The organism is Paenibacillus sp. J22P143 (assembly GCF_059692035.1).
On sequence record NZ_JCAUAQ010000011.1, the window covers coordinates 18,681 to 35,862 of the forward strand.

A 17,182-nucleotide genomic window follows, 5' to 3' on the forward strand; every position below is an offset into this window, starting at 1 on the left:
TAAAATAGAGAAAGGAGTGATCCCCTATGTTGGATCGACTTCAGTCCATTGTGGACCGCTATGACAAACTAAGCGAGTTATTGTGTGACCCGGATGTAACGAGTGATACGAAGAAACTAAGAGAGTATTCCAAAGAGCAATCTGATCTTCAGGAAGCTTATGATGCTTATAATGAATATAAGAGCGTGAGTGAACAGCTAGCTGAAGCGAAAGTGATGCAGAACGAGAAGCTGGATGATGAGATGCGTGAAATGGTCAAAATGGAGATCGATGAGCTTAGCGACCAATCCGCTAAACTCGAAGAACATCTTCGCATTCTGATGATGCCGAAGGATCCGAATGACGATAAGAACGTTATCGTAGAAATCCGCGGTGCGGCAGGCGGCGATGAAGCTGCGCTGTTCGCAGGCGATCTGTACCGGATGTACACGCGTTATGCAGATGGTCAAGGATGGAGAACGGAAATTCTCGATGCGTCCGTCAATGATTTGGGCGGATTCAAAGAGATTATCTTCATGATTACGGGAAAAGGTGCTTATAGCAAGCTCAAGTTTGAGAGCGGTGCGCACCGTGTTCAACGTATTCCAGTAACGGAGTCCGGTGGACGGATCCATACATCCACGTCGACGGTTGTTGTTATGCCGGAAGCAGAAGATGTGGAGGTCGTGATTCATGATGCGGATATTCGCGTAGATACATTCTGTTCCAGTGGAGCGGGCGGTCAGTCTGTTAATACAACGAAATCCGCTGTACGTGTAACGCACGTACCAACGGGTATCGTCGCAACGTGTCAGGATGGTAAATCGCAGAACTCCAACAAAGAGTCAGCGCTTCGCGTACTTCGTACGCGGATTTCAGATAAATTGCGTGAAGAAGAAGAAGCGAAATATGCCGGCGAGCGTAAAAGCAAAGTCGGAACGGGCGACCGTTCAGAGCGTATTCGTACCTACAACTTCCCGCAAAGCCGTATTACCGATCACCGCATCGGCTTGACGTTGCACCGTTTGGAAACGGTTCTTAACGGCGATATGGCGGAAATTGTGTCAGCGTTAACGATTGCTGCACAATCCGATGCCTTAGAGGCGATGTAATGACGACTGTGAAAATGACTGTAAGAGAAGCCTTTGTGAAGGCTTCTTCTTTTTTAGGGGAGCAAGGCGTGGCGGAGGCTTCGTCTTGCACGGAGTTGTTGCTGCAGCACCTGTTAGGCGGCTGCACGCGCACGGAGCTCCTGTTCCGCTGGTGGCAGGAACCGATGCCCGAAGAGCTGGTCGCCACGTGGGACCAGCTGGTAGCAAGGAAGGCCGCGGGTGAGCCGGTGCAGTATATCACCGGCGAGCAGGATTTCTTCGGCCTTCCGTTTGAGGTCGGGCCGGCCGTGCTGATCCCGCGGCCGGAGACCGAGCTGCTCGTGGAGGCTTTGCTCCACGAGGGCTCGCGTCTGTTCCCGCAAGGCGCTCCGCTGCTTGCGGATGTGGGCACCGGGAGTGGTATCATCCCGGTGACGATCGCGCACGCGCGCCCTACGTGGCGCGTGGCGGCCAGCGACATCTCCGCGGCAGCGCTGGAGATGGCCGTAAAGAACGCGCAGCGCCACGAAGTGGCTGAGCGGATCGAGTGGCTCGAGGGCGACCTCCTCGAGCCTTATATTGAGCGCGGGCTCGCGCTGGATATGGTGGTGTCGAACCCACCATACATCCCGGATGGCGACCTGCCGGCGCTGATGCCCGAGGTGCGGCTATTCGAGCCGCACACGGCTTTGTTCGGCGGTGTCGAGGGACTCGACCTGTACCGCCGATTGATTTCGCAGCTGCACCGGCTGCCGCGAATCCCGACCGTGGTCGGGTTCGAGGTGGGCATCGGGCAGGCGGAGGCTGTTGCGGCGTTGCTGCGCGCCGCAGCTAGCTGGACGGAGATCCGCTTCGTGCAGGATCTCCAGGGGATCGATCGCCACGTGATCGCGATCCGCTCTCCAGAGCTGTAGCCGATGCTCCGAGATCGGCTAACCCTATCTATCAGCTGCGGTAACTCTAGCAACTCTACCATTTTACAAAAAATCATAGATTCATAGGTTTAGCCCCGCCTACTCTTGTCCATACTGGTTAGTATTATAAGGGACGGGAAAGGGGCTACTCTCCATGGTTAAGAGAACAGAGCGCCAATCATTTAAGAGTTTATTATTCATTTCTTTTGCACTTATTCTTATGATTATGTGTTGGGAATCCAATCGGACGAATGCGGCGGTAATTTCGCCTACGATACCAGAGGAGTCCATTCGTTTGCGTATTCTAGCAAATTCGGATTCTGCGCAAGACCAAGCACTGAAACGCGAGATTCGCGATGCGATTATTGCCCGTATGCAGGAGTGGGTTGTTGGACCACATTCCTTGGACGAGGCGAGAGCCGTTGTGAATGCGCATTTGCCCGAATTTGATCAGCTAGTTGGAGAGATGATTGCGTCCCGTGGCTATAGCTATCCGCATACGGTTGATCTGGGAGTTGTCCCTTTTCCAACCAAAATGTACGGAAATGACGTCTACCCAGCAGGGGATTATGAGGCATTGCGTGTTGTGATTGGTTCTGGTGAAGGCCAGAATTGGTGGTGTGTGCTGTTTCCACCTTTATGCTTCGTAGATTCCGTGTCCGGCGAAGCCGTAGCATCTGCAGCAGTTGTCGTGGCCAAAACGACAGATGAGAACGGCAAGGAAAAAAAGCCAACCAAAGAAGCTAAGGCTAAAGCTAGCGAAACATCGTCTGCCAAAAAGAAAGATGATGCTTCAGCCAAAGATAAATCAGCCTCCACATCCACGGAGAAATCCGTGAAGAAAGAAAAGGATGCCGAAGTTGTGGCAGCAGCAGCAACGCCTTCAGATGAACCGGCGCAACCGAAAGTGAAATTTTTTATCTGGGAAATGTTTAAGGCGATTTTCTCGTGGTTTAGCTAGCGTCGAGTAGAGTGAGAAAATGCTGCACTTTGGTAGAATTGTAAACGATTGAGTCTATGAGCAGCTTGTCCGAAATACGAACGAGTGGTGCGAATGGGATATTCCCATAGAATTTCAACGAAGTAAGGATGAGAATGATCGTGACAACGTACTGGAACGTGGAACAAGGCGATGAGAACACCATCGCACAGCAACTCGCAGAAGCAGCTCGGCTTCTACAATGGGGGGAAACGGTCGCTTTTCCAACTGAAACGGTGTACGGTTTAGGCGCTGATGCGACGAATACGAAAGCCGTGGAACATATTTTTACGGCAAAAGGAAGACCCTCCGACAATCCTTTAATTGTACATATAGCTGATGTGAAGCAGCTTCCAAGCCTTGTGCAAGCCGATTGTCTCACCCCCGATCATCAAGCTCTTATGAAGGCTTTCTGGCCCGGACCCTTAACCATTGTGCTACCTGTACTTGCAGGTAGCCTTTCGCCGTTAGTCACAGCGGGGCTGCAAACGGTGGGGATCCGTATACCGGACCATCCGGTTGCTTTGCATCTGCTGCGAGAAGCAGGGCTGCCTATAGCAGCACCAAGTGCGAACAGCTCGGGCAGACCGAGTCCGACACTAGCCTCGCATGTGCGTGATGATTTGGACGGCAAGATTGGCGGAATTGTAGACGGGGGTGCAACGGGTGTTGGCGTGGAGTCCACGGTTATTCAACTTGTAAATGGCGAGTTATTTATACTGAGGCCGGGTGGCGTGACAGCTGAGCAGCTGCAAGCGGTTTTGCCAGAAATGCATATTCATGTGTCCGAGCCGACTGAGGTAGAAGCCTTGGATACCCCTCGCGCACCAGGTATGAAGTACACACATTATGCGCCGAAGGGCTTTATGCACATCGTTCAAGGGGATGATGGGCAGGAAGTTTCAGCGTGGATTCAACGCGATATCGATGCCGCGAAGTCACGAGGGGAGTCGACGGGCATTCTCACGTTCGAAGAAAGAGTAGCGTGCTATCGGGCGGATCTCGTACTCGCGTGCGGCTCCTTATCCCAGCCGGAAACGATAGCTCGGGGGCTTTATGCCGCTCTGCGGACTTTTGATCATAAAGGTATTAGCTATATTGTCGCAGAAGGTGTTCCAGATTCCGGTATTGGCCGTGCGATTATGAATCGACTGCTGAAAGCAGCGGGTCATGAGCGGATCCGTCTCTAAAATATAAGATTGTATAAGTTTCACGCACTAAATTGTTGTATATTTCTGGATAAACGCTACCGTCCAAGTAGGACGTCGTAGCCGTTTATTGTGACTAGCATGATTCCCAGTTTGTCCGCATATCTTGAGAAAGAATCGTGGACAAGGGGGATCGTGCTATGCTCGCATCTGGGGTACAAGTTGGGCAACTCATGACAATTGGGATTATGGCGATTGCTTTGGGCCTAGATGCTTTTTCGTTAGGAATTGGCATAGGAATGAAGGGCATTCGTCTGATCGATATTTTGAAAATTAGCATAGTCATCGGACTTTTTCATGTGCTCATGCCGCTGATGGGGATGTTTATGGGGCAGTATGTGTCCCTCCTTCTGGGTAACGTCGCTACGGCTGCAGGGGGTTGTTTACTTATTCTGCTCGGTGCGCATATGGTATACAGCTCGGTACGTGGGGAAGAAGCTACGGCATTCGATCATCGGACGCTATGGGGACTCATCATTTTTGCCCTAAGTGTTAGTATAGATTCGTTCTCTGTGGGCGTTTCTCTCGGGATGTTTGCCACGGACATTGTGCTTACGGTGCTCATATTTGGTCTGTTTGGTGGTTTGCTTTCGATAGCAGGCTTACTGCTGGGCAGACGAGTTAGTGGTTGGGTTGGGGAATATGGTGAGGCATTCGGTGGACTTATCCTATTAGGGTTTGGGATCAAGTTTTTGCTGTGATACAATACGGGTAATAACGGACGGTGCAGCCGTTTATTTCAAGGAGGATTTCATGTTGCGAATTCTATTTGTCTGTACAGGAAATACGTGCCGCAGTCCGTTAGCTGAAGGTTTGCTGCGTATGAGGGTGCATCAAGAGGGGCTTGCGGCGGAGGTTCGTTCAGCAGGTGTGTCGGCCATGACAGGTGGTCCGATATCGAGAAACAGCCAGTCGCTTCTTCATGAAGCGGGCTTTAAGGAATCCATCAGTTCTCTAGCGATTACCGCGGCTGACGTCGATTGGGCGGATCTGATCCTGACAATGACGACAGGGCATAAACGTACAGTGATTGGGCGTTTCCCTGAAGCGATCGAGAAGACGTATACGCTCAAAGAATATGTAGAGGACGATGCTCGTATTCTCAAGGCGATTGAAGAGCAGGAGCAGCTTGCGACGGAGCTTCAACTGAAACAGGCGCTGTCCCAAACGGTATCGGTCGAGGAAAGAAGTCGCCTGTACGAACTACAAAATATCATGCCAGATTACGATATTTCCGACCCGTATGGCGGGTCATTAGCTGATTATCGGTATACAGCCGAAGAAATTGGCCGGAGCTTGGATAAATTGGTGAAAAAACTGAGATAGGTCAATATAGCTTTACACATCGCAGGGAATGCGATAAAATACAAGTAACAAGCAAGACTCAATGTAACTGGCGACGAGTGGGGTTAACCACAATGGAGCATTGAGCTATACGGCCGGTCGCCTGGGCACAAGAGCAACGCGCGTTTTCTAGCGTGTGCGCTCTTTTTTTCGTTTTTGGTGAGCTTTGGGATATAATAGGATGGTCGAATTCGAACAAGTCAAAAGGAGCGTTTAAGTTATGAAAATTGCTTTAGGTGCTGATCATGCAGGCTATCGTTTGAAAGATGTTATCATTCCTTTTATTGAATCATTAGGTCATCAAGTGATCGATTTCGGATGCAGCTGCGGCGACTCCGTCGATTATCCAGACTATGCACTTCAAGTTTGCGAAAAAGTTGTTTCGGGAGAAGCAGACAAAGGCATTCTGCTTTGTGGAACAGGCATTGGGATGTCCATCGCCGCGAATAAGGTTCCAGGGATCCGTTGTGCACTTGTGCATGATCTCTTCTCAGCGAAAGCGACGCGTGAACATAATGATACGAACGTGCTAGCGATGGGTGAACGTGTTGTTGGTCCTGGCGTAGCGGAAGAAATCGTCAAAATCTGGCTGGAAACCGAGTTCTCGGAAGGTGTCCGGCACAAGAATCGGATTAACAAAGTACAGAGTATCGAAGATCGTTTCACGGTACATCCCTAGAGATGAGGGAGCCACAATGACAGATTCGATGTATGAACCTATAGCAGAAGCTTTGGAAGCGAACCTGCGTGAGCTGATTACGGTTGGCAGCTTGCGTCCCGGCAACATCTTGGTGATCGGCACGAGCACGAGTGAAATTCTCGGGCATCGGATTGGGACATCGGGTACGCTGGATGCGGCGAAGCCGATTTTTGAGACGGTTAAGCGCATCTGCGGTGAGTTTGGGCTGCATGCGGCGTTTCAATGCTGTGAGCATTTGAATCGTGCGCTGGTTGTGGAGGAAGAGTTGCTGGCGCTAGCGCCGCAGCTGGAGCCTGTCTCCGTGATTCCCGTGCCGAAGGCCGGGGGCTCGATGGCTTCCTATGCGTACAGACACTTCGTGAAGCCGGTCGTTGTTGAGACAATTCAGGCGCATGCGGGCATCGATATCGGCTCAACGCTGATAGGCATGCATCTGCGCAGAGTCGCTGTTCCCGCAAGGCCGCCGGTTCGCCATATTGGCCAGGCTTATGTCACGATGGCATTCGCTCGGCCGAAGCTGATCGGTGGTACTAGAGCTGTATACTCCGCTGATCAGGCGGATCAACTTTATCAACAAGCTGCACCTGATGCAGATTGCTAATTTACTTTTGATAATCATCCTTAGGAGGAATTCAATATGACAAACTTTTTAAGCAAGCAAGATCCGAAAATCGTAGAAGCCATGAATCTTGAGCTAGGCCGCCAACGCGACAAAATTGAACTGATTGCTTCCGAGAACATCGTGAGCCAAGCGGTTCTTGAAGCTATGGGAACAGTATTAACGAACAAATACGCTGAAGGCTACCCAGGCAAAAGATTCTACGGTGGCTGTGAGTACGTCGACATCGTGGAAGACATCGCTCGTGATCGTGCGAAAGAGCTTTTCGGTGCTGAGCACGCGAACGTTCAACCACATTCCGGTGCACAAGCGAACATGGCTGTATACTTGGCTGCGCTAAACCCTGGTGACACAGTTCTAGGTATGAATCTTGCGCATGGTGGTCACTTAACACACGGTAGCCCAGTTAATGCTTCCGGTATTCTTTATAACTTCGTAGCTTACGGCGTAAGCGAAAAAGATTCCCGCATCGACTACGATGAGGTTCGTAAAGCAGCTTTCAAACATAAGCCTCGCATGTTGGTTGCTGGCGCAAGTGCTTACCCGCGTACGATCGATTTCGAAGCAATGGCTTCCATTGCGAACGATGTAGGCGCATTATTCTTCGTCGATATGGCGCATATCGCTGGTCTTGTTGCAGCTGGCTTGCACCCGAACCCAGTGCCACACGCACATTTCGTAACAACAACAACACACAAAACGCTTCGCGGTCCTCGCGGCGGTATGATTCTTACGCGCAAAGCTTGGGCTGCAGCAATTGATAAAGCCGTATTCCCTGGTTCCCAAGGTGGTCCTTTAATGCATACAATTGCAGCTAAAGCTGTTTCCTTTGGTGAAGCACTTCAACCAGATTTCAAAGTGTACGGTCAAAATGTCATCAACAATGCCCAAGCATTGGCGACAGCTCTTACAGCTGAAGGCATCAACCTTGTTTCCGGCGGTACGGATAACCACTTGATGTTGGTTGACTTGCGTAACCTGGACATCACAGGTAAAGACGCAGAGCACGTTCTTGATGAAATTGGTATTACAGCGAACAAAAATGCGATTCCTTTCGATCCGAAAAGCCCGTTCATCACAAGCGGTATTCGCTTGGGTACACCGGCTGTGACTTCCCGTGGTATGGACGAAGAAGCGATGAAAACAATCGCGAAAGTCATCGGTCTTACATTGAAAAACCCGAAAGACGAAGCTACGCTTGAGAAAGCGCGTGGTATGGTATCGGATCTAACAGCGCAATACCCGCTTTACCCAGGTTTGACGTACTAATCATTATTTGCAGGGGCCAGCTCTTTGGAGCTGGTCTTTTATTTGTTTTTGCGCGAATAGCCCCTACGTCCCTAAAACTTCAGACCATCTTACGTCAGCTGCGGATTGACGGGGCTGCAATTCGTGCTCGTTCGATGATAAAACTTCATTCCCCCATTCTCGATGCAGAGTGGCGGTGACGAGGTTTTTTGTATTTTATAGTTGTTGGTTCTATAGCAGATAAGTTGGATAACATATGATATAATGGACAAGGTTTGCCTGACCTACAAGCTTATATTAGGGAGGAACATATGGGTAAAGTACATATTTGCGATCATCCGCTTATCCAACATAAGCTTACTTATATTCGGGATGAGAACACGACAACCAAGGATTTCAGAGCGCTTGTCGATGAAGTTGCTACCTTAATGGTTTATGAGATTACAAGAAACCTTCCACTGCAGCAAGTGCAAGTGAAAACCCCGGTGACAACAGCAGATTGCCAAGTTATCTCAGGCAGAATGCTAGGGCTGATCCCTATTTTGCGAGCAGGTTTGGGGATGGTTGACGGCGTGTTAAAGCTGATGCCAGCTGCAAAAGTAGGCCATGTCGGTCTCTATCGCGATCCGGATACGCTTCAACCTGTTGAATACTATGTGAAGCTGCCTACCGATGTATTGGAGCGGGATTTACTTGTTATTGATCCTATGCTCGCTACAGGCGGATCCGCAAACGCAGCAATTGAAGTACTGAAACGCAGAGGTTGTACGCGCATTAAGCTAATGTGCCTAATCGCAGCGCCAGAGGGTGTAGCTTCGGTTCAAAAAGAGCATCCTGACGTCGATATCTACGTCGCAGCCGTTGATGATCATTTGAATGATCATGGCTACATCGTGCCAGGTCTCGGGGATGCTGGGGATCGACTATACGGAACGGATTAATTTTCTAAAAATTCAATGCTTACGCAGATAGCTTTCTTAATAGAAAGCTTTAAGGGGAGAAGAAACCGATGAAACGTCTAAAAGTGATTACGATCTTCGGAACAAGACCTGAAGCCATCAAAATGGCTCCGCTCATTCTCGAGCTGGAGAAGCATCCTGAGCACATTGAGTCTCTGGTTTGCGTAACCGCACAGCATCGTCAGATGTTGGACCAAGTGCTTGATATTTTCAAAATCACACCTGACTTTGATCTCAATGTCATGAAGGATCGCCAAACGCTGAACGAAATCACGATGCGCGTGCTGCAAGGCTTGGAGCCTGTGTTCCAAGAAGCAAAGCCAGATCTTATTCTTGTTCATGGGGATACACTAACAACATTCCTGGCTAGCTATGCAGCCTTCATGCAACAGATCCAAGTAGGACACGTGGAAGCGGGTCTTCGGACGTGGAACAAATTGTCCCCGTATCCAGAAGAGATGAACCGCCAATTAACGGGTGTTCTCGCTGATCTTCACTTTGCACCCACACAGCAATCTGCAGATAATCTACGTAAAGAAAACAAATCAGAGTCGCAAATTTATGTGACGGGCAATACCGTTACGGATGTTTTCAAATATACGGTACAACAAGAATTTAATCATCCAGTACTGGAGTGGGCGGCTGGTCGCAAATTAATCCTGATGACAGCGCACCGTCGCGAATCTCAAGGTGAGCCACATCGCCAAATCTTCCGTGCTGTGAAGCGTATTGCTGATGAGTTCGAAGATATTGCCATTGTCTACCCCGTACATTTGAGTCCAGCGGTAAAAGAACCAGCACATGAGATTCTAGGTAATCACCCACGCATCAAGCTAGTAGAGCCATTTGATGTATTCGAGTTCCATAACTTCTATCCACACGCGCATATGATTCTAACGGACTCCGGTGGTCTGCAAGAAGAAGCGCCTTCCTTCGGTGTGCCAGTTCTGGTTCTACGTGATACAACAGAGCGTCCAGAAGGCATCCAAGCAGGAACATTGGAACTAGTTGGAACGGATGAAGAAGCGGTCTATACGCGTGCTCGTGCGCTGCTGACAGATCCAGAATTGTACAATAAAATGAGCCAAGCTGCGAACCCTTACGGAGATGGAAAAGCGTCAGAACGCATTGTTCAAGCGATTCTCCATCACTTCGGTAGGACTAAGGAACGCCCAGAAGCTTTCTAACCGTGACAAAATCATGACAAACGCTACAGCGTACAGTTCGACTGTTCGGTTTGAAAACGCGCAAACCCTAGAGCCGCAAGGCTCTAAGGAGTTTTGTAAGATGTGACAAATGAAGTTCCGTCAATTGACAAACTTAGCATGGCTTCGATACAATGAATGAGGATTCGTAGCAGATAAGCTACGAGACGCGTTTTCCCATGTGGAAAACACCCAGGAGGGTGCAATGAAACGGCCAAATTCCAATGATAATCCTTGGCGGGCAGTAGCGTTAACTAGTGCAATTGGCATAGACCTTGTCGTATGTTTGGCAGCCGGATATTTCTTCGGAGATTGGTTAACTGGCGCACTAGGTGGACAGATCTGGTTGTTAGTCGGGTTTTTACTTGGGCTTGTAACCGGCGTCATTAGCATTTACTTCATGATAAAGCAGTACGGAGGGCTATGATGGACGACTTTTCAGCCACTCTGAAAACGGTTCAAAATGTGTTTCTATTCTTTTTATCCTTTTGTTTGGCTGCATGGGCGCTTCTTGTCGATTACCGCATTTACATTGCAGGACTCATGCTTGGCTCCATTGCTAGTATGATCAGTGCAAGGTTTCTGGCCTGGAAGATTAGCAAGCTGGCAGCAGCTGCGATAGAGCAGTCAGGGCGCAAGGTAACCCTTGGCTTTCTGACAAGGGCAGCAATCGCTGGGTTTGTAGGTTTGGTTGCCGTCAGGTATCCCGAACATGTTGCAATAACCACGACGATTGTTGGATACTTTTTTGCTCAATTGGCAACACTCGTACTGGGTATTCTTTCTATTAGGAAGTCTAAGAAGTAATTCCACGATGTAACTTCAACGGATGAAAGGGGTGAAAATGGAAAATATGGAACATCATGCACCAGGGTTTGAGTGGTTAGGTTTTCATTTCGATGCATCAGCACTGATGATGATCAGCATAACCACGGTTATTGTATTAATTCTTGCATTCGCTGGTACTCGTAAGCTTTCCGTATCGAATCCTTCGAAAATGCAAAACTTCATGGAATGGACGATTGAGTTTGTAGAAGGCATCATCGGAAGCACAATCGGTTCCAAGCACGGTAAGGGATTTATTGCACTTGGTCTTACGCTCATCATGTATATCTTTATCGGTAACATGCTCGGCCTTCCTTTCTCAATTGTAACGGAAGATCACGCATCTTGGTGGAAATCACCAACAGCCGATATCGCAGTTACTGGAGCGCTTACGCTTATTGTAATCTTCCTTAGCCACTACTTAGGGATTACACGAAACACCAAGCATTACTTTGCGCATTACTTTGAGTTTAAAGGGGCAATGTTGATCCTTCATTTAATTGAAGTTGTCTCCAAGCCGCTTACGCTCGCCTTCCGTCTTTACGGTAACATCTATGCAGGTGAAATCATGATAGCTGTCATCATGGGGTTAGGCCCGGTTGGTGTTGTGCCTCTCGTTGCATGGCAGGGCTTCAGTGTGTTCGTAGGTGCAATTCAAGCCTTCGTATTCACGATGCTGACCATGGTTTATATCTCGCAAGCGTTAGTTCACGATGAAGAGCACTAAGCAATTAGACTTACCTCGGGTAGTCTCGAGTCACTAATAAAACAAACAAAACCTAAGAGTTTAGAGGAGGATTTTATCAATGGGAGCAATAGCATTAGTAGCAGCAGGTATCGTATTCGGTTTGGGAGCACTAGGTGCAGGTATTGGTAACGGTTTGATCGTAGGTCGCGCTTTGGAAGGTATTTCCCGTCAACCAGAACTTCGTGGTACGCTTCAAACAACAATGTTTATCGGGGTAGGTCTAGTTGAGGCTATGCCAGTCGTTGCATTGGTTCTTGCGTTCTTGTTCATGGGGAAAGCATAAGAAAGCGTTTGGCGTTGATGGCCACAGTCGCCACCACGCCTTCGTTTTGCCCACGTTATCAGAAGGGAGTGACGTTACTTGTTGCATATTGAATGGTCCACATTTTTTATACAAATAATTGCGTTTTTGATTCTATATGTGTTGCTTTCCAAATTTGCGTTCGGTCCTCTGTTTGGCATGATGGAAAAACGCAGACAATTGGTTAAAGAACAGATTCAAACAGCTGAAACAAGCCGTAAACAAGCTGATCAACTGTTAGAGGAACAAAAGCAAGCGCTGCAACAAACTCGTAAGGAAGCTTACGATATTATTGAGCAAGCGAAACACACAGGTTCCAAGCAAGCGGATGATATTATTCATGCTGCTAGTGCAGAAGCGAATCGTCTGAAAGACGAAGCGTTGAAGGATATCGAAAATGAGAAGAACAAAGCGGTTGCCGCTCTTCGCAGCCAAGTTGGCGCGATGTCCGTTCTGATCGCATCCAAAATTATTGAGAAACAAATCGACGAAAAGTCACAAGAAAAACTTGTTGAGCATTACCTCAAAGAGGTAGGAGGCAACGTATGAGTGACATCGTCGTAGCGAAGCGTTATGCCAAAGCTTTATTCGAAGTAGCGAAGGAAAAGAATTTGATTTCCCAAGTTGAAGATGAGCTTAAATCTGTAGCTAGTGCGATTAGGGATAATGCAGACTTGCAGAAGTTCCTGAACCATCCGAACATCGGGAATACCGCTAAAACGGACCTGCTGAAGCAGATTTTCGAAGGCAAAGTTTCCGAACCGGTGTGGAACACGCTGCTAGTCTTGATTGATAAAGGAAGACTATCCATTTTGGATGCCTTAGTGAGTGATTTTACGAAGGTTGCGAATGAAGCTCTTGGACAAGCGAGCGCTATCGTTTACTCAGCATTCGTATTGTCAGATGCACAGCAAGCGGAAATTGCTTCACATTTTAGCAAAGTAACAGGTAAAACGATTCGTGTTTCGTCCGTGGTTGAGCCTAAGCTGCTCGGCGGCGTACAAGTGCGTATCGGTGATCGTTTATATGATGGAAGCTTGGCAGGCAAGTTAGACCGCTTGTCCAAAGCATTAGTTTAACACAAGCACTGTAAGAATAGGGGTGAAGTTCGTTGAGTATCAAACCTGAAGAAATCAGCTCATTGATTAAACAACAGATAGCAAACTATAATTCCGATATCCAAGTGGTTGATGTAGGTACAGTCATTCAAGTTGGTGATGGTATCGCTCGTGCTCACGGCTTGGAAAGCGTAATGGCAGGCGAGCTGCTTGAGTTTCCAAGTGGCGTTCTAGGTTACGCGTTTAACCTGGAAGAAAGCAACGTAGGTATCGTTATTCTCGGACCTTACAAAGATATTCGTGAAGGCGACCAAGTTAAACGTACTGGCCGTATCATGGAAATCCCTGTAGGTGATGCACTACTAGGCCGTGTTGTTAACCCATTGGGTCAACCAGTCGATGGTAGAGGTCCTATCGAAACAACTGGATTCCGTCCAATCGAATCCCCAGCACCAGGCGTTATGGCCCGTAAATCGGTACATGAGCCAATGCAAACAGGGATCAAAGCGATTGACGCGATGGTACCAGTTGGCCGTGGACAACGTGAGTTGCTCATCGGTGACCGTCAAACAGGTAAAACAGCGATTGCAATCGATGCGATCATCAACCAAAAAGGCAACGGCGTTAAATGTATCTACGTTGCTATCGGTCAAAAGCAATCCACTGTCGTAGGTGTTGTTGAAACACTTCGTCACGCTGGCGCTTTGGACTACACAATCGTTGTAACAGCTTCTGCTTCTGAGCCTTCACCAATGCTTTGGTTGGCTCCGTACGCAGGTTGCGCAATGGGCGAGTACTTCATGTACAAAGGCGAGCACGTTTTGATCGTCTATGATGACTTGTCCAAACAAGCAGCTGCTTACCGTGAGTTGTCCCTCTTGCTTCGTCGTCCACCGGGTCGTGAAGCTTATCCAGGGGATGTTTTCTACTTACACTCCCGTCTTCTAGAGCGTGCTGCGAAATTGAATGATGAGCTAGGTGGCGGTTCTATGACTGCACTTCCTTTCATTGAGACACAAGCAGGCGATATCTCAGCATATATTCCAACGAACGTAATTTCGATTACGGACGGACAAATCTTCCTAGAATCCGACTTGTTCTACTCAGGTCAGCGTCCAGCGGTTAACGTTGGTAACTCTGTATCCCGTGTAGGGGGCTCTGCACAAACGAAAGCGATGAAAAAAGTTGCCGGTACACTTCGTGTTGACTTGGCACAATATCGTGAGCTTGCTGCATTTGCTGCATTCGGTTCTGACTTGGATAAAGCTACACAATCGCGTTTGGACCGTGGTGTTCGTACGCTTGAAATTTTGAAACAAGGTGTTCACCAACCGATGTCATTGGAGAAGCAAGTTGCTTCCCTTTACACAGTTGTTAAAGGACATGTGGATGATCTTCCTGTTCAAGACGTTACACGTTTTGAAGGTCAATTCTTGGCTTACTTGGAATCGAACCGTCCAGAAATTCTACACAGCATTCGTGACACGAAGGATATCACTCCGGATAACGATAAAGCGCTAGTAGAAGCTATTGTTCAATTCAAAAAGAGCTTCGCAGCTTCTGTATAAATCATGATGGCAGAGCTTCATGTTGAAGTGAAGCTCTGCCTACCGTGTTAATCCTGGGCAGGCTGATCGCCTGAATTCAGGTCTTCGAATGAAGGCTTTTCTAAGCCTCAAAAGAGAGGTGAGCAGGTATGGCAAAAGGAATGCGCGAGATTAAGCGCCAAATCAAGTCCACACAAAGCACGAAGCAAATTACGAGAGCGATGGAAATGGTCTCTGCAGCAAATTTGAGACGAGCACAACGTTCTGCGGAAGCAGCGCGTCCTTACTCAGACAAGTTGAAAGAAGTCGTTCAAAGCATCGCAGCTGGAAGCAAAGGGATCAAACACCCGATGTTACAGACACGCGAAGTGAAGAAGACAGGCTATTTAGTAATCACCTCGGATCGTGGATTGGCCGGAGGTTACAACGCTAACGTGTTGCGGAAGGTCATGACCGAGATTCGTGAAAACCATAAATCAACAGCTGAATATTCGATTTTTGTAATCGGACGTAAAGGCAGTAACTTCTTCCGCAAACGCAACATGCCAATTGTAGAAGAAGTAACGGGTGTTCCGGATTCACCGAAATTCGCGGATATCAAATCTGTCGCTTCAGCAGCAGTAAAAAACTTCGAAAACGGAACGTATGACCAGTTGTTCTTGGTATACAACCAATTCAAAAATGCGATTACCCAAATTCCAACGATGATCCGCCTGCTTCCTATGGAAGAAGTTACTGGCGTGGCTGCTGCTAGTTATGAGTATGAGCCATCACCAGAAGGTGTTCTGGAAGTATTGCTTCCTAAATATGCAGAAACGCTTATTTACAGTGCGGTACTGGAAGGTAAAGCAAGTGAGTTTGGTGCGAGAATGACAGCGATGAACTCCGCTACGAAGAATGCAACGAAAATGATCAGCGGCTACACATTAGCTTACAACCGTGCGCGTCAAGCTTCGATTACCCAGGAAATATCGGAAATCGTTGCTGGAGCGAACGCGAACGCATAACAATGAAGCTTCTACGGAAGCAAAGCTTTTCTTAGGAGGGAAACCATGAGCAAAGGGCGCGTTGTAACAATTACAGGGCCAGTCGTCGACATTGAGTTCGAACGCGGACAACTCCCTGAAATCTTGAATGCCATCAAGATTGAAAAAAATGATAATGGCGTACTATCCACAATGACAGTCGAAGCAGCAGTTCACCTTGGTGACAACCTGGTTCGTTGTATCGCAATGTCCTCAACTGACGGACTTGTGCGTGGAGCAGTAGCTACAGATACAAAAGCTGCAATTACTGTACCAGTTGGAGCAGCAACACTAGGTCGCGTGTTTAACGTATTGGGAGATCCGATTGATGGAATCGAAGAAGTTGACCGTACATTAACAAGCGGCATTCACAAAGAAGCTCCAGCTTTCGACAACTTGTCGACAAAAGCAGAGATTCTTGAAACAGGTATTAAAGTTATCGACCTTATGGCTCCTTATGTTAAGGGTGGTAAAATCGGTCTCTTCGGCGGCGCGGGTGTAGGTAAAACCGTAACGATGCAAGAGTTGATCCACAACATTGCACAAGAGCATGGCGGTATCTCTGTTTTCGCAGGCGTTGGAGAGCGTACTCGTGAAGGTAATGACCTTTACCACGAGATGAAAGACTCCGGCGTTATCGCAAAAACAGCGATGGTATTCGGTCAAATGAACGAGCCTCCAGGCGCGCGTCTTCGCGTAGCTTTGTCCGGTTTGACAATGGCTGAGTATTTCCGTGATGAAGAAGGTAAAGACGTTCTTCTGTTCATCGATAACATCTTCCGTTTCACACAAGCAGGTTCTGAGGTTTCCGCTTTGTTAGGCCGTATGCCTTCCGCGGTAGGTTACCAACCAACCCTAGCTACAGAAATGGGTCAATTGCAAGAGCGTATTACCTCCACGAAAAAAGGTTCCGTTACTTCCATTCAAGCGATTTACGTTCCTGCCGATGACTATACGGATCCGGCTCCTGCAACGGCTTTCGCCCACTTGGATGCAACAACGAACTTGGAGCGTAGTATTGCTGCAGCAGGTATCTTCCCTGCGGTAGATCCACTTGCTTCTTCTTCCCGTATCTTGACGCCAGAAACACTTGGCGAAGATCACTATAGAACAGCACAAGGCGTTAAACAAATTCTTCAACGTTACAAAGAGCTTCTGGATATTATCGCAATCTTGGGTATGGATGAGTTGTCCGATGAGGACAAATTGACTGTACACCGTGCGCGTCGTCTCCGCTTGTTCTTGTCTCAGCCGCTTCACGTTGCTGAGCCGTTCAACGGTTTCCCAGGTCTTTATGTACCATTGAAAGAAACTGTGCGCAGCTTCAAAGAAATCCTTGAAGGTAAGCACGACAACCTTCCTGAAGTAGCTTTCCACAACGTTGGAACGATCGAGGACGCTATCGAGAAAGCAAAAACACTGTAAGCTTGGC

General features: G+C 48.2%; 20 protein-coding genes and 1 riboswitch. All 20 genes read left to right on the top strand.

Annotated features, from left to right (window positions below):
* Positions 1-26 precede the first annotated feature (26 nt).
* Entirely contained in the window at positions 27-1,091 is a 1,065-nt protein-coding gene (prfA, locus tag AC58PQ_RS16555; RefSeq protein ID WP_497243331.1) for a peptide chain release factor 1, read from the top strand.
* Positions 1,091-1,984 (top strand): peptide chain release factor N(5)-glutamine methyltransferase, encoded by an 894-nt coding sequence (gene prmC, locus AC58PQ_RS16560; RefSeq protein WP_497243333.1) that lies wholly within the window; start codon positions 1,091-1,093, stop codon positions 1,982-1,984. The genes prfA and prmC overlap by 1 nt, the downstream gene beginning before the upstream one ends.
* A gap of 154 nt (positions 1,985-2,138) precedes the next feature.
* Complete coding sequence (gene spoIIR, locus AC58PQ_RS16565; RefSeq protein ID WP_497243335.1) at positions 2,139-2,945, top strand: stage II sporulation protein R; 807 nt, start codon at positions 2,139-2,141, stop codon at positions 2,943-2,945.
* 134 nt (positions 2,946-3,079) lie between these two features.
* Positions 3,080-4,153, top strand: coding sequence for an L-threonylcarbamoyladenylate synthase (locus tag AC58PQ_RS16570; protein WP_497243517.1), 1,074 nt, complete (start codon positions 3,080-3,082; stop codon positions 4,151-4,153).
* A 158-nt stretch (positions 4,154-4,311) separates the two neighbouring features.
* Complete coding sequence (locus AC58PQ_RS16575) at positions 4,312-4,872, top strand: manganese efflux pump MntP (RefSeq protein WP_477592486.1); 561 nt, start codon at positions 4,312-4,314, stop codon at positions 4,870-4,872.
* Between the two features lie 52 nt (positions 4,873-4,924).
* Positions 4,925-5,497 carry a low molecular weight protein arginine phosphatase gene (locus AC58PQ_RS16580; RefSeq protein WP_497243337.1) on the top strand — a complete coding sequence of 191 codons (573 nt, stop codon included), beginning with the start codon at positions 4,925-4,927 and terminating at the stop codon, positions 5,495-5,497.
* Between the two features lie 53 nt (positions 5,498-5,550).
* Positions 5,551-5,631: riboswitch (ZMP/ZTP riboswitch) on the top strand.
* A 104-nt stretch (positions 5,632-5,735) separates the two neighbouring features.
* On the top strand, positions 5,736-6,194 hold the full coding sequence (rpiB, locus tag AC58PQ_RS16585; RefSeq protein ID WP_056611733.1) for a ribose 5-phosphate isomerase B: 459 nt from the start codon (positions 5,736-5,738) through the stop codon (positions 6,192-6,194).
* 16 nt (positions 6,195-6,210) lie between these two features.
* The gene (locus tag AC58PQ_RS16590; RefSeq protein WP_497243339.1) at positions 6,211-6,816 is read left to right on the top strand and encodes a TIGR01440 family protein; all 606 of its coding nucleotides are present in this window, start codon (positions 6,211-6,213) and stop codon (positions 6,814-6,816) included.
* 36 nt (positions 6,817-6,852) lie between these two features.
* Entirely contained in the window at positions 6,853-8,103 is a 1,251-nt protein-coding gene (gene glyA / locus AC58PQ_RS16595) for a serine hydroxymethyltransferase (RefSeq protein ID WP_497243341.1), read from the top strand.
* Positions 8,104-8,393: 290 nt separating this feature from the next.
* A complete protein-coding gene (gene upp, locus AC58PQ_RS16600; RefSeq protein WP_497243343.1) occupies positions 8,394-9,023 on the top strand; it encodes a uracil phosphoribosyltransferase in 630 nt (209 codons plus the stop codon).
* Positions 9,024-9,091: 68 nt separating this feature from the next.
* Entirely contained in the window at positions 9,092-10,228 is a 1,137-nt protein-coding gene (gene wecB / locus AC58PQ_RS16605; RefSeq protein WP_497243345.1) for a non-hydrolyzing UDP-N-acetylglucosamine 2-epimerase, read from the top strand.
* Between the two features lie 223 nt (positions 10,229-10,451).
* Positions 10,452-10,673: an AtpZ/AtpI family protein gene (locus tag AC58PQ_RS16610; protein ID WP_497243347.1), complete on the top strand. Its 222-nt coding sequence runs from the start codon at positions 10,452-10,454 to the stop codon at positions 10,671-10,673.
* Positions 10,673-11,053, top strand: coding sequence for an ATP synthase subunit I (locus AC58PQ_RS16615; protein WP_497243349.1), 381 nt, complete (start codon positions 10,673-10,675; stop codon positions 11,051-11,053). Before AC58PQ_RS16610 ends, AC58PQ_RS16615 begins: the two co-directional genes overlap by 1 nt.
* Before the next feature lie 46 nt (positions 11,054-11,099).
* Positions 11,100-11,798: a F0F1 ATP synthase subunit A gene (atpB, locus tag AC58PQ_RS16620; RefSeq protein WP_497243519.1), complete on the top strand. Its 699-nt coding sequence runs from the start codon at positions 11,100-11,102 to the stop codon at positions 11,796-11,798.
* 79 nt (positions 11,799-11,877) lie between these two features.
* Positions 11,878-12,102, top strand: coding sequence for a F0F1 ATP synthase subunit C (atpE, locus tag AC58PQ_RS16625; protein ID WP_171633362.1), 225 nt, complete (start codon positions 11,878-11,880; stop codon positions 12,100-12,102).
* Positions 12,103-12,183: 81 nt separating this feature from the next.
* Positions 12,184-12,669, top strand: coding sequence for a F0F1 ATP synthase subunit B (atpF, locus tag AC58PQ_RS16630; RefSeq protein ID WP_497243521.1), 486 nt, complete (start codon positions 12,184-12,186; stop codon positions 12,667-12,669).
* A complete protein-coding gene (locus AC58PQ_RS16635; protein WP_497243351.1) occupies positions 12,666-13,199 on the top strand; it encodes a F0F1 ATP synthase subunit delta in 534 nt (177 codons plus the stop codon). The genes atpF and AC58PQ_RS16635 overlap by 4 nt, the downstream gene beginning before the upstream one ends.
* Before the next feature lie 32 nt (positions 13,200-13,231).
* Positions 13,232-14,746 (top strand): F0F1 ATP synthase subunit alpha, encoded by a 1,515-nt coding sequence (gene atpA / locus AC58PQ_RS16640; RefSeq protein WP_079416984.1) that lies wholly within the window; start codon positions 13,232-13,234, stop codon positions 14,744-14,746.
* 128 nt (positions 14,747-14,874) lie between these two features.
* Complete coding sequence (gene atpG, locus AC58PQ_RS16645; protein WP_497243353.1) at positions 14,875-15,732, top strand: ATP synthase F1 subunit gamma; 858 nt, start codon at positions 14,875-14,877, stop codon at positions 15,730-15,732.
* 45 nt (positions 15,733-15,777) lie between these two features.
* The gene (gene atpD / locus AC58PQ_RS16650) at positions 15,778-17,175 is read left to right on the top strand and encodes a F0F1 ATP synthase subunit beta (protein ID WP_065854487.1); all 1,398 of its coding nucleotides are present in this window, start codon (positions 15,778-15,780) and stop codon (positions 17,173-17,175) included.
* Positions 17,176-17,182: the final 7 nt, after the last annotated feature.

What these genes read in the sequence shown, in the direction of transcription:
- AC58PQ_RS16615 (WP_497243349.1), top strand. Translation starts at nt 10,673, where the DNA reads ATGGACGACTTTTCAGCCACTCTGAAAACGGTTCAAAATGTGTTTCTA.
- prmC (WP_497243333.1), top strand. Translation starts at nt 1,091, where the DNA reads ATGACGACTGTGAAAATGACTGTAAGAGAAGCCTTTGTGAAGGCTTCT.
- rpiB (WP_056611733.1), top strand. Translation starts at nt 5,736, where the DNA reads ATGAAAATTGCTTTAGGTGCTGATCATGCAGGCTATCGTTTGAAAGAT.
- atpB (WP_497243519.1), top strand. Translation starts at nt 11,100, where the DNA reads ATGGAACATCATGCACCAGGGTTTGAGTGGTTAGGTTTTCATTTCGAT.
- upp (WP_497243343.1), top strand. Translation starts at nt 8,394, where the DNA reads ATGGGTAAAGTACATATTTGCGATCATCCGCTTATCCAACATAAGCTT.
- AC58PQ_RS16635 (WP_497243351.1), top strand. Translation starts at nt 12,666, where the DNA reads ATGAGTGACATCGTCGTAGCGAAGCGTTATGCCAAAGCTTTATTCGAA.
- AC58PQ_RS16575 (WP_477592486.1), top strand. Translation starts at nt 4,312, where the DNA reads ATGCTCGCATCTGGGGTACAAGTTGGGCAACTCATGACAATTGGGATT.
- AC58PQ_RS16570 (WP_497243517.1), top strand. Translation starts at nt 3,080, where the DNA reads ATGATCGTGACAACGTACTGGAACGTGGAACAAGGCGATGAGAACACC.
- atpD (WP_065854487.1), top strand. Translation starts at nt 15,778, where the DNA reads ATGAGCAAAGGGCGCGTTGTAACAATTACAGGGCCAGTCGTCGACATT.
- AC58PQ_RS16590 (WP_497243339.1), top strand. Translation starts at nt 6,211, where the DNA reads ATGACAGATTCGATGTATGAACCTATAGCAGAAGCTTTGGAAGCGAAC.
- spoIIR (WP_497243335.1), top strand. Translation starts at nt 2,139, where the DNA reads ATGGTTAAGAGAACAGAGCGCCAATCATTTAAGAGTTTATTATTCATT.
- atpG (WP_497243353.1), top strand. Translation starts at nt 14,875, where the DNA reads ATGGCAAAAGGAATGCGCGAGATTAAGCGCCAAATCAAGTCCACACAA.
- AC58PQ_RS16610 (WP_497243347.1), top strand. Translation starts at nt 10,452, where the DNA reads ATGAAACGGCCAAATTCCAATGATAATCCTTGGCGGGCAGTAGCGTTA.
- AC58PQ_RS16580 (WP_497243337.1), top strand. Translation starts at nt 4,925, where the DNA reads ATGTTGCGAATTCTATTTGTCTGTACAGGAAATACGTGCCGCAGTCCG.
- atpE (WP_171633362.1), top strand. Translation starts at nt 11,878, where the DNA reads ATGGGAGCAATAGCATTAGTAGCAGCAGGTATCGTATTCGGTTTGGGA.
- prfA (WP_497243331.1), top strand. Translation starts at nt 27, where the DNA reads ATGTTGGATCGACTTCAGTCCATTGTGGACCGCTATGACAAACTAAGC.
- wecB (WP_497243345.1), top strand. Translation starts at nt 9,092, where the DNA reads ATGAAACGTCTAAAAGTGATTACGATCTTCGGAACAAGACCTGAAGCC.
- glyA (WP_497243341.1), top strand. Translation starts at nt 6,853, where the DNA reads ATGACAAACTTTTTAAGCAAGCAAGATCCGAAAATCGTAGAAGCCATG.